This window comes from Mesorhizobium sp. M2C.T.Ca.TU.002.02.1.1, assembly GCF_003997225.1.
Window position 1 is genome coordinate 1 of sequence record NZ_RZTO01000128.1, and the last position, 10615, is coordinate 10615.

Sequence of the window (10615 nt, forward strand, 5' to 3'; positions counted from 1 at the left end):
CATCCTGCCGGGCGGCCGGGCGGTTTCAGATCCCCGCCGCATCCTGGTCTATTACCGCCGGAGTCCCGATGGCCGGATGGTGCTGGGCGGGCGTGGCCGCATGGCGCTGCCTTCAAGTGCGGCCGACTGGGCACATTGCGAACGCGCGCTGCTGCGCCTTTATCCCGCGCTAGCCGGCATCGCGATCGAGAAGCGCTGGTTTGGCCGTGTGGCGCTGACGCCGGATCATCTGCCGCATCTGCATGAGCCGGAAAAGGGCCTGCTCGCGGTCGTCGGCTGCCAGGGCAGGGGCGTTGGCCTGATGAGCGCGCTGGGCAAGCGGATGGCGAACTACCTTGCCAGCGGCGACGCAAGGCAATTGCCGTTCCCGCTGTCGCCGATCAGGCCGATCCCCTTCCACGCCTTCCGCCAGGTCGGCGTCGCTGCCGCGATCACCTGGTATCGGATGCTCGACGCATTCGAGCGTTGACCACGCGTGCGGCGCACAAGCGATTCAGCTTGACAGTTTCATGAATATGAAAAAGCATTGGTGGATTTCAAAAATCCACAATGCCAACAGGCAGTCAGATGTCGACCATCGTTGCAGCACGGCCATTGCCGGAGAACCGCGTCTCGCCGGTGTTCCGCTTCGCCATGCTGCTGCCGGGTGGGCTGGTCACCTTTTTCCTCATCCTGTTCGCGCTCGGCCTCGTGGTTTTCCTCGCCTTCAGGGGCAATGACGGCTCGCTGCTCGGCGTCGGACTGACGGCGGAGAATTTCCTCACTGTCGCCACCGATCCGCTCTACTGGACGGTGACGCTGCGCTCGCTGGTCATTGCCGGCCTGGTGACGCTCGCCACCGTCGTCACCGCCTATCCGGTCGCCTATTACCTCGCCTTCCATGCCGGCCGCCGCCGCAACCTTTTGCTCTTCCTGGTCACGCTGCCCTTCTGGACCAGCTACCTCTTGCGCGTCTTCGCCTGGAAGATCGTGCTTGCCTATAATGGCGTGCTGAACTCGGCCTTCATCGAGACCGGCCTGTGGTCGCAGCCGACGCTTGCCTTCCTCAACACGCCGGCCGCGGTGGTCGTCACGCTCGCCCACGCCTACGCGCCCTTCGCCATCCTGCCGATCTATGTGGCGCTGGACACGATCCCGAAATCGCTGCTCGAAGCCGCGTCCGATCTCGGCGCGCGGCCCTTCACCAGCTTCCGCCGTGTCGTGCTGCCCAATTCCATGCCGGGCGTGCTGGCCGCGGCGCTCGTCGTCTTTGTGCCGACGGTCGGCGACTATGTCACGCCAGCCATGGTCGGCGGCCCGGCCAGCACCATGATCGGCACGCTGATCCAGTCGCAGTTCGGCAAGGCCAATGACTGGCCGTTCGGCGCAGCACTCTCGGTCTGCGTCATGCTGGTCATCCTCTGCGTCGTGCTGGTCACGCGCGGCGCCGACCGCCGGTTCGGCAGCCGCACATGAGCGCCCGGGCCGATACCAATAGCGACGGCCGCTGGCTTGGCCTCTATGTGCTTGGCTATCTCGTCTTCCTCTATCTGCCGGTGCTTTTGATCCCGCTGTTTTCCTTCAACAACTCCATCCAGGCGGCGTTTCCGTTGCAGGGTTTCACGTTCGACTGGTACCGGACGCTCTACGGCAATCCGGCGCTCTCCGGCGCCTTGGCCAACAGCCTGATCATCGGCGTCGTCGCCGCTTCCGGCGCAACGCTCTGCGGCATCACCGTCTCCTACATGGACCTCTACGGCCGTTCGCCGCTCGCCGCCACGATCAGCGCCATCGCCCGGCTGCCGATCCTGATCCCGGGCGTCATCGTCGGTATTTCGCTGTTGATCCTGGTCAACCTCATCGGCCTTGGCCCGTCGCGCGTTTCCATCGTGCTCGGCCACATCCTCGTCGCGCTGCCGACGACGGTGGTGGTCATGCGCAGCCGCTTCGCCGCCATCCCGAAGACGATCCGCGAGGCGGCGCTCGACCTCGGCGCGTCCGACTGGACGACATTCCGGCGCGTCATGCTGCCGCTGAGTGCGCCTGCCGTGCTGTCGGCCTTCATGCTCGCCTTCCTGACCTCGTTCGACGAATTCATCGTCGTCTTCTTCCTCGCCGGCACCGAGCCGACGCTGCCGCTTTACATCTGGAGCCAGCTGCGCTTCCCGCGCTCGCTGCCGACCGTGATGGCGGTGGGAACGGTGATCCTCTGCGTCTCCTTCATCATCGCCGGCGCCGCAGAAATCCTTCGCCATCGCGGCCTCGGCGCCGCGCGCCGCAATCCAGCCTGAACCACAACAAAGAAGAGGAGAACGAAAATGACATTCCACCTGAAATCGATCACCGGACACAAAGCCCGGGCGGGCCTTGCCGCACTGGCTCTGGCGCTGTCGTCGACGGTCGCCCTGGCCGCCGACAAGCTGCAATATTTCACCTGGTCGGGCTATGAATTGCCCGATTTCAACAAGAGCTTCCTTGCCGCGCATCCGGACGGCGTCGAGGCGACGATCTTCGGCGATGACGATGACGCCTTCACCAAGGTCAAGGCCGGCTTCCGCCCTGACATCGCGCATCCCTGCTATGACAAGGTGGCGCGCTGGAACAAGGAAGGTCTGCTGCAGCCGATCGACACCAAGCGCATCAAGAACTGGGATTCGATCTTCCCGGTGTTCAAGAACCTGCCCGACCTGCAGGCCGGCGATGGCAAGGTGTGGATGGTGCCGTGGGACTGGGGCAACACCTCGATCCTCTACCGCACCGACCTGGTGAAGAACCCCGAGGCGAGCTGGAACCTTCTGTGGGACAAGCAATATGCCGGCCGCATGGCGACCATCGACGCCGTGCATGACACGCCGATCGTCGCAGCACTTCTGGCCGGCGTGAACCCCTTCGACATGACACCGGCTGAGATGGACAAGGTGGCCGAAAAGCTGCGCGAGCAGCGGCCGCTTCTGTCGAGCTACACCACCGACATGACCTCGGTCGAGCAGGCGCTGGCGAGCGGCCAGCTGGTCGCCGCCATGACCTGGAACGCGTCCGCCACCTCGCTGAAGAAGCAGGGCGTGCCGGTCGAGTTCATGAAGCCGAAGGAAGGCATGCTCACCTGGGCCTGCGGCTTCGTCATGCTGAAGGACGCCAAGAACGTCGATCTCGCCTATGACTTCATCAACAGCCGGCTCGACGCCGACTCCGGCAAGTTCCTGATCCAGTCCTACGGCTATGGCAGCTCGCTCTCGACCGCCTTTGCCGGCGTATCGAAGGAGGAGCTCGACAAGCTGCAGCTGCCAGCCGATCCGGACGTGATGCTGAAGAGCACCATCTTCACCGGGCCGATGAAGCAGAACGACGATATGGCGAAGATGTTCGAGAAGGTGAAGGCGGGGGGATGACTAGCTCCCCCTTCTCCCCCTGTGGGGTGAGAAGCGGTCCGCCTCAGCGGACGAAAAGCCAATTGCTTGGCTTTTCGAGCTTCGAACGCCCTGAGCCTGCGAAGGGCCGGGCGGTGGATCGGCGCGCAGCGCCGAGACGGATGAGGGGTGATCCAGCGGAATGAGACGTTAGCATTCCCTGGAACACCCCTCATCCGTCGCCTTCGGCGACACCTTCTCCCACAAGGGGAGAAGGGGGAGCCTGGCGGCGCTACGCCGCGCCGTGGAAAGACGACGAGGACCGTTGCATGGACATTGTTGACGAAGCAAAGCCTAAAGACGATGCCGACATCCGCGTCGGCCGGCGCGTGCGGGCATTGCGCCTGGAGCGCAAGCTCTCACTGGCCGACCTGGCCGCCAAGGCCGGCATCTCCATCGGCGCGCTGAGCCAGATCGAGCGCGGCATGTCCTCGCTGCGCGTCAAGGTGATCTGGCCACTGGCGGCGGCGCTGGATATCGAGCCGTCGGCGCTGATCACGGATGGCAACGAGGCGGTCAACGACCTCTATTGCGTGCGCGCCGACAAAAGGCGCGCGATCCCGGTGAAATCCGAGGGCATCGCCAAGGCGCTGCTCTCGCCGCCTGCCGCGACGCTCACCGGCATGCTGGTGACGGTCGAGGCCGGCGGCGGCACGGCGGAAGCCTATGCCCATGCCGGCCACGAATTCGGCTTCGTGATGGGGGGCGAGGTCGAGCTGGTGGTCGATGCCACGACCTATGTGCTGAAGGCCGGCGACAGCTTTGCCTTCAAGAGCACGCTGCTGCACGCCTTCCGCAACCCCGGCGCCGAGCGCTGCCAGATCCTCTGGGTCAACACCACCAAGCCGTCCGAGGTGCGCGATGGCGCCTGAACCACTCGTTCGGCTGCAGAACGTCTCGAAAGTCTTTCCGGGTGGCATTGTTGGGCTTGATGGTGTCGATCTCGACATCGCTCCCGGCGAGTTCCTGACGCTGCTTGGCCCCTCCGGCTGCGGCAAGACGACGAGCCTGCGCGTCATCGCCGGCTTCGAGAGCCCGACCGGCGGCAATGTCTTGCTCGAAAGCCGCGACATCACCGGCCTGCGGCCCTTCGACCGGCCGGTGAACACCGTCTTCCAGGACTATGCGCTGTTCCCGCATATGGATGTCGCGGCCAATGTCGGCTTCGGCCTGTCGCTGCGCAAGCTCACCAGTGCTGAGCAAGCCAAACGCACCCGCGAGGCGCTCGACATGGTGGGCCTTGCCGACAAGCTGCGCGCCCGCGTCTCGGAACTGTCCGGCGGCCAGCGGCAGCGCGTCGCTTTAGCCCGCGCCATCGTCTGCGAGCCGCGCGTGCTTCTGCTCGACGAGCCGCTGTCGGCGCTCGACGCGCATCTGCGCGAGCAGATGCAGGTCGAGTTGAAGCGGCTGCAGTCGCGGCTGGGCACCACCTTCGTCATGGTCACCCACGACCAGACCGAGGCGCTGTCCATCTCGGACCGCATCGTCGTCATGAACAAGGGCCGCATCGAGCAGATAGCGCCTCCTGCCACGCTCTACGACCGGCCCGCGACGCGCTTCGTCGCCTCCTTCATCGGCACGATGAATCTGCTGCAGTCGCGCTTTGTCGGCCGCGACGGTGAGCGCCTTTGCTTCGCCGCTGGCGAGCTGCCGCTGGAGGCGACTTCCGACAGCAACGAGACGCCGGCCGCGGGCGACACCCGCACCATCGGCGTGCGCCCGGAGGATCTTCTGGCTGCCGGAGAGGCCACCGAAGGAACCGCGCCGGCGCGGGTCAGCGGCGTCGTCTTCCACGGCCGCACGCTGCGCCTTCATGCCGAGCTCGGGCAGGGGACTCCGATCGTCATCGATGCGCCGCGCCGCGCCAACGGCTCCCAGTTCAGCGTCGGCGACGTGGCGCATGTCAGCCTGCGACGTGGCGCCAATTGCCCGATACTTTCAAGCTGATGCGACCGGCGCCTCACGAGGCCTTGGCGAAAAATCCCTGATAATCCGACTTGGCCTGCAGCAGGCGCAGGATGTTCTCGCGCGAGCCGCGCACATGGGCGCGGGCGCGCTCGCCGGCCAAGGCGACGTCGCCGGCGCAGATCGCATCGACGATGCCGGCATGTTCCTCGCGGGTGAGCTTCCATTCGTCCAGCCACAGAAGCTCGGTCCAGACATATTGCTGGCATTTGTCGAGGATGCCGCAGAGCATGCCGTAGAGCATCTCGTTGCCGCTGATCTCGGCGATCACCCGGTGCAGGTCGATGCCGACCTGAAGCTCCTCGAATTTCTCCCTGGTGCTGCGGTCCGGGATCGCCGCCAGCCGCTCGCATTCGGCAAGCATCTCGCGCAGCTTCGCCTTGTCCGCTGCGGTCGCGTTGGCTGCCGCGAGCTCCGTCGCGCGCCCGTCGAGCAGCTCGCGGATGTCGAAAGCCTCGCGGAACATGGTCAGGTTGAACTCGGCCACCACATAGCCCTGGCGCGGCCTCCCGATCACCAGCCCGTCGCGTTCGAGCCGATTGAAGGCCTCGCGCACCGGCGTGCGGCTGACCTTCAGGCGCTCGGCGATCTCGTTTTCCGTCACGCGGCCGCCTGGCGGGATCTGGCCGGTGATGATCAACGCCTTCAGCGCCTCGAACACCGAGTCGCGCAGCGTGTTTTTTCGTTCCTTTTTCAAACGTCCGCCTCCAACGGCCCCATCGCAGAATCGCAGTCTAGAGCTTTTTAGCCCTTGCTTGAAACACGACCGTTTCGCGCACCGGGCGGGGCGCCGCTCGCTTCACTGCGAAAAGCGCTTCTCCGACGACGACCCGTGTTGACATCGCTCTGCCGTAAGTTACACTCAAAATTGTATACAAATTCGCATACCAAATCAACGATAACGGGAACACCGGTTGGAGAAGCGAAAATGACGAAGAGACTTTGCATTCACGGCCTCGCCGGCCTGCTGGCCTCGGTCGCCGTTCCGGCGTCGGCCGCCGACACCATCACCGTCGCCTCATGGGGCGGCACCTATCAGGAGGCGCAGACCAAGGCCTTCTTCGACCCGACGGCCAAGGAACTCGGCATCACCATCAAGCAGGACACCACCAACGGCCTCGACGACGTGCGCCTGCAGGTCACCGGCAACGCCGTCAAATGGGACATCACCGAGCTCGGCGCCGACGAATGCGCGCGGGGCTCCAAGGAAGGTCTGTTCGAGAAGCTCGACTACAACGTCATCGACAAGAGCGGCATCAATCCGAAGCTTGTCCACGATGATTGGGTCGGCATCTCCTACACCTCGGTGGTGCTGATCTACCGCACGGATGTCTTCGGCGACAAAGGTCCGAAGACCTGGGCCGATTTCTGGAACGTGGAGAAATTCCCCGGCCGCCGCGCGCTTTCCGGCAGTCAGTCGACCGAAACGCTGAGCGTCGCCGCTTTGGCCAAGGGCATCCCGATCGACAAGGTCTATCCTGTCGACATCGACGGCGCGCTGCAATCCGTCGACAAGATCCGCGGCCACATCGATGCCTGGTGGACCTCCGGCGCGCAGGCCATGCAGCTCGTCAAGGACGGCGAGGTCGACATGGCGAGCATCTGGAACGGCCGCGCCGGCACCTTGAAGAAGGAAGGCGCGCCCGTCAGCTTCTCCTTCGATCAGGGCGTGCTCACCGCCGACTGCATGGTCATCCCGAAGGGCTCGAAGAACAAGGACATCGCCATGAAGGCGCTGGCCAAGTTCGTCAGCCCCGATCTCCAGGCCAATCTGCCGCTCTATGTCGACAACGGCCCGGCCAATGAGAAGGCCTTCGAGACCGGCAAAATCCCGCAGGATCGCATCAAGAACATCAACTCCGCGCCGGAGAACGTCAAGAAACAGGTGCTGCAGGATCCGGCCTTCTGGCGCGACACCCTCGTCGAGGCGACCGAGAAGTTCAACAACCTGATCCAGCAGTAACGATCGCATCGGAGCGGTGTCCACGAGGCGCCGCTCCGCATCGTTTCGCGAAAAATGATCCGGAGTTGAAGGAGATGCTCTTGTCTCTCGCGCAGTCCGCGCTCCCCATCGGCATCAGCGGTATCGAGAAACGCTTCGGCGGCCTGTCGGTGCTGCATGATCTCGGCCTCGATGTCGCGGCAGGCGAATTCCTGACGCTGCTCGGGCCGTCCGGTTCGGGAAAGACGACGTTGCTGATGATCCTGGCCGGCTTCGTTCGGGCCAATGCCGGTTCCATCAAGGTCGGCGGCGAGGAGATCATCACCATGCCGCCGCACAAGCGCAACATCGGCATGGTGTTCCAGAACTATGCGCTGTTCCCGCATATGAACGTCTTCCACAACATCGCCTTCCCGCTGAAGCAGCGCCGCGTGCCGGCTGCCGAAACAGCCGAACGTGTCGAGCGGGCGCTGGACTTGGTGCAGTTGAAAGGCCTCGGTGAACGGCGTGTCGACCAGCTGTCCGGCGGCCAGCGCCAGCGCGTGGCTTTGGCCCGCGCCATCGTCTTCGAGCCGCGCATCGTCTTGATGGACGAGCCGCTGTCGGCGCTCGACAAAAGCCTGCGTGATCACATGCAGATCGAGCTGCGCAACCTGCATCGAAGGCTGGGTATGACGACGGTCTACGTCACGCATGACCAGCGCGAGGCGATCACCATGTCGGACCGCATCGCTGTCATGAATGCCGGGCGCATCGAGCAGATCGACCAGCCGGAAGTCCTCTACGCCAGGCCGCTGACCAAATTCGTCGCCGGCTTCATCGGCGAATCCAGCTTCATTCCGGTCGAATGCCGCAATGGCGGCGTCTGGCATGAAGGCAGCAAGCTGCGCATGAAGGATCCGATGCCGTCCCCCGGCCGGCATTTGATGGTGGTGCGGCCGGAGAAGCTGCGCCTCGTCGCCGGTCCGGAGCAGGCGGGCGACGTCAATACGCTGGCGGCAACCGTCGGTGACGTCATCTATCAGGGCGACAGCTTCGTCTGCTACGCGACGCTCAAGGATGGGCGGCAGGTGACTTTGCGCGACTATTGCCGTTCCGATGTGCTGGCGAAACTGCCGGCGCCGGGCGAGCCGATCACGCTTGGCATCGACGCGCAGGATGTCGTGCTGGTGGCCGACCAATGAGCGTCGCATCCGCCAGCCTCGATCATCCCGGCAGGCCCGATAGGGCGCTCAATGCCGATGCGCTGAACGCCGATGCGCGGCGTGAAGCGCGCGGCATGCTCGCGCTTCTGTCGCCGGGGCTCCTTCTGGTCTTCGCCGTCATCATCGTGCCGATCGGCTGGCTGTTCTGGCTTTCGCTGTTCGACGAGAGCGGTGAGCTCAGCGCCGCCAACTATACGCGCTTCTTCGAGCAGGCCTCCTACATCAAGACCTTCGTCACCACCTTCAAGGTAGCCTTCACCGTCACCGGCGCCTGCGTGCTCTTCGGCTACCCACTGGCCTACATGCTGTCGCAACTGCCGCGCCGCGCCGCCGGGGTCTGCCTGATCTTCGTCATCCTGCCGTTCTGGACCTCGGTGCTGGTGCGCACCTATGCCTGGCTGGTCATCCTTCAGCGCAAGGGGCTGGTCAACACATGGCTGATGGATCTCGGCGTGATTAGCCAGCCGCTGCCGCTCGCCAACAATTTCGCCGGCGTCGTCATCGGCATGACCCACATCATGCTGCCCTTCCTGGTGCTGCCGCTCTACGCCTCGATGAAGACGATCGATGTCGACTGCCTGCGCGCCGGCATGAATCTCGGCGCCAGCCCGGCCGCGACCTTCCGGCAGATCTTCTTCCCGCTGTCGCTGCCGGGCCTCGCTTCGGGCCTGGTCATCGTCTTCGTGCTCTGTCTCGGCTTCTTCGTCACGCCGGCGCTGATGGGTGGCGGCAAGGTCATCATGTGGGCGATGCGCATGGAGCAAACCACCAGCCTCTATTCCAACTGGGGCGCGGGCGCGGCGCTTGGCGTCGTGCTGCTTGGCGTCACGCTGGCGCTGCTTGGCCTCTTCCACTGGCTGCTCGGCGCCCGCGCCACCGGGGTCTGGAGCGAGCGATGAGCATGGAGAACGCCCTGCCCATCGCGCGCAGGCAACGCCTCTGGCTCTACGCGCTCGGCGGGCTTGTCATGCTGTTCCTGATCGCCCCGTCGGTGATCATCGTCATCATGTCCTTTTCCGGCTCGTCGCTCTTGCAGTTCCCGCCGCGGGAATGGTCGCTGCGCTGGTATGAAAGCTATTTCGGTTCGGTCGAATGGCGCGACGCCACCATCGTCTCGGTCAAGGTTGCGGTGATGACCGCGGTCGTCGCAACGCTGCTCGGCACAGCCGCGGCCTACGCCATCAATGCCCGCACGCTGCGGCTGACGGGCGTCATCAACGCGCTGCTCACGGCATCGCTGATCATCCCGGTCATCCTGATCGGTATCGGCACCTTCTTTCTCTATGCCCGCATCGGCCTCAACAACACGTTGACGGGCCTCGTCATCGCTCACACGGTGCAGGCGCTGCCGCTGGTCGTGCTGACCGTCCTTTCCGGCTTGCGCTCCTACGATATGAACCAGGAGATGGTTGCGCGCAGCCTCGGCGCCGGCCGCTTCTCCGCCTTTTTCCAGGTGACGATGCCGCAAATAAGATTCTCGATCGTCTCGGGTGCGCTGTTTGCCTTCATCACCTCCTTCGACGAGGTGGTGGTGTCTCTGTTCATCTCCGGCGGCGAGACCACGACGCTGACGCGGCGCATGTTCAACGCGCTGCGCGATCAGATCGATCCGACGATCGCCGCCATTTCGACTTGCCTGATCGTGCTATCGATCGTCTTGTTGTCCGCCGCCCAGCTTTTCGGCCGCGGACGTTGATTTGAGGGATACCAAAACCAGCATGCGTGACTTCCAGTTCCCAGGCCGCTCGCCGGTCCGCGCCACCGAAGCGATGGCCGCGACGTCGCATCCCTTGTCGACGCTTGCCGCGATCGACATGCTGCGCTCCGGCGGCAACGCCATGGACGCCGCGGTTTGCGCGGCCGCCGTGCAGGCCGTGGTCGAACCGCAATCGACGGGCATCGGCGGTGACTGCTTTGTGCTCTATTGCCCGAAAGGGCAGGGCGAGGTGATCGCCTTCAACGGCTCCGGCCGCGCGCCCAAGGCGGCAACCGTCGACTGGTACCGGGACAAGGGGTTCAACGTGCTGCCGCTGCACGGCCCGCACGCGGTTACCGTTCCCGGCGCCGTCGACGCCTGGTGCCGGCTGCTGGAAGACCACGGCCGCAAGGGCTTGGCC

12 protein-coding genes are annotated in these 10615 nt (G+C 64.6%); 11 read left to right on the forward strand and 1 reads right to left on the reverse strand.

Annotation, left to right across the window (positions count from 1 at the left end; all coding sequences use genetic code 11):
* From EOD07_RS09610 to EOD07_RS09635, 6 genes are all read left to right on the forward strand, one after another.
* Positions 1-469, forward strand: a 469-nt coding sequence (locus EOD07_RS09610; protein WP_164772147.1) for an FAD-dependent oxidoreductase, incomplete at its 5' end; no start/stop codon positions are given.
* A gap of 98 nt (positions 470-567) precedes the next feature.
* Positions 568-1455: an ABC transporter permease gene (locus EOD07_RS09615; RefSeq protein ID WP_040990931.1), complete on the forward strand. Its 888-nt coding sequence runs from the start codon at positions 568-570 to the stop codon at positions 1453-1455.
* Complete coding sequence (locus tag EOD07_RS09620) at positions 1452-2270, forward strand: ABC transporter permease (RefSeq protein ID WP_127235257.1); 819 nt, start codon at positions 1452-1454, stop codon at positions 2268-2270. Before EOD07_RS09615 ends, EOD07_RS09620 begins: the two co-directional genes overlap by 4 nt.
* A gap of 27 nt (positions 2271-2297) precedes the next feature.
* Positions 2298-3368 carry an ABC transporter substrate-binding protein gene (locus EOD07_RS09625; protein ID WP_071035425.1) on the forward strand — a complete coding sequence of 357 codons (1071 nt, stop codon included), beginning with the start codon at positions 2298-2300 and terminating at the stop codon, positions 3366-3368.
* Between the two features lie 287 nt (positions 3369-3655).
* The gene (locus EOD07_RS09630) at positions 3656-4258 is read left to right on the forward strand and encodes a cupin domain-containing protein (RefSeq protein WP_127235258.1); all 603 of its coding nucleotides are present in this window, start codon (positions 3656-3658) and stop codon (positions 4256-4258) included.
* Positions 4248-5333: an ABC transporter ATP-binding protein gene (locus tag EOD07_RS09635; protein WP_127235259.1), complete on the forward strand. Its 1086-nt coding sequence runs from the start codon at positions 4248-4250 to the stop codon at positions 5331-5333. Before EOD07_RS09630 ends, EOD07_RS09635 begins: the two co-directional genes overlap by 11 nt.
* A gap of 13 nt (positions 5334-5346) precedes the next feature.
* Here the strand turns inward: EOD07_RS09635 and EOD07_RS09640 are convergent, their stop codons facing one another.
* Positions 5347-6048 carry a GntR family transcriptional regulator gene (locus EOD07_RS09640; protein WP_164772148.1) on the reverse strand — a complete coding sequence of 234 codons (702 nt, stop codon included), beginning with the start codon at positions 6046-6048 and terminating at the stop codon, positions 5347-5349.
* Between the two features lie 231 nt (positions 6049-6279).
* On the opposite strand from EOD07_RS09640, the gene EOD07_RS09645 reads away from it, so the two are divergent.
* From EOD07_RS09645 to EOD07_RS09665, 5 genes are all read left to right on the forward strand, one after another.
* On the forward strand, positions 6280-7314 hold the full coding sequence (locus EOD07_RS09645) for an ABC transporter substrate-binding protein (protein ID WP_127235261.1): 1035 nt from the start codon (positions 6280-6282) through the stop codon (positions 7312-7314).
* Between the two features lie 80 nt (positions 7315-7394).
* Positions 7395-8477 (forward strand): ABC transporter ATP-binding protein, encoded by a 1083-nt coding sequence (locus EOD07_RS09650; RefSeq protein WP_127235264.1) that lies wholly within the window; start codon positions 7395-7397, stop codon positions 8475-8477.
* Positions 8474-9397 (forward strand): ABC transporter permease, encoded by a 924-nt coding sequence (locus EOD07_RS09655; protein WP_127235262.1) that lies wholly within the window; start codon positions 8474-8476, stop codon positions 9395-9397. Before EOD07_RS09650 ends, EOD07_RS09655 begins: the two co-directional genes overlap by 4 nt.
* The gene (locus tag EOD07_RS09660; protein ID WP_127235263.1) at positions 9394-10194 is read left to right on the forward strand and encodes an ABC transporter permease; all 801 of its coding nucleotides are present in this window, start codon (positions 9394-9396) and stop codon (positions 10192-10194) included. The genes EOD07_RS09655 and EOD07_RS09660 overlap by 4 nt, the downstream gene beginning before the upstream one ends.
* Before the next feature lie 22 nt (positions 10195-10216).
* Positions 10217-10615, forward strand: a 399-nt coding sequence (locus EOD07_RS09665) for a gamma-glutamyltransferase (RefSeq protein WP_206519446.1), incomplete at its 3' end; no start/stop codon positions are given.

Bases quoted from the DNA above. Each gene is read 5' to 3' on its own strand.
- EOD07_RS09630 (WP_127235258.1), top strand. From the start codon at position 3,656: ATGGACATTGTTGACGAAGCAAAGCCTAAAGACGATGCCGACATCCGC.
- EOD07_RS09660 (WP_127235263.1), top strand. From the start codon at position 9,394: ATGAGCATGGAGAACGCCCTGCCCATCGCGCGCAGGCAACGCCTCTGG.
- EOD07_RS09625 (WP_071035425.1), top strand. From the start codon at position 2,298: ATGACATTCCACCTGAAATCGATCACCGGACACAAAGCCCGGGCGGGC.
- EOD07_RS09620 (WP_127235257.1), top strand. From the start codon at position 1,452: ATGAGCGCCCGGGCCGATACCAATAGCGACGGCCGCTGGCTTGGCCTC.
- EOD07_RS09635 (WP_127235259.1), top strand. From the start codon at position 4,248: ATGGCGCCTGAACCACTCGTTCGGCTGCAGAACGTCTCGAAAGTCTTT.
- EOD07_RS09655 (WP_127235262.1), top strand. From the start codon at position 8,474: ATGAGCGTCGCATCCGCCAGCCTCGATCATCCCGGCAGGCCCGATAGG.
- EOD07_RS09615 (WP_040990931.1), top strand. From the start codon at position 568: ATGTCGACCATCGTTGCAGCACGGCCATTGCCGGAGAACCGCGTCTCG.
- EOD07_RS09645 (WP_127235261.1), top strand. From the start codon at position 6,280: ATGACGAAGAGACTTTGCATTCACGGCCTCGCCGGCCTGCTGGCCTCG.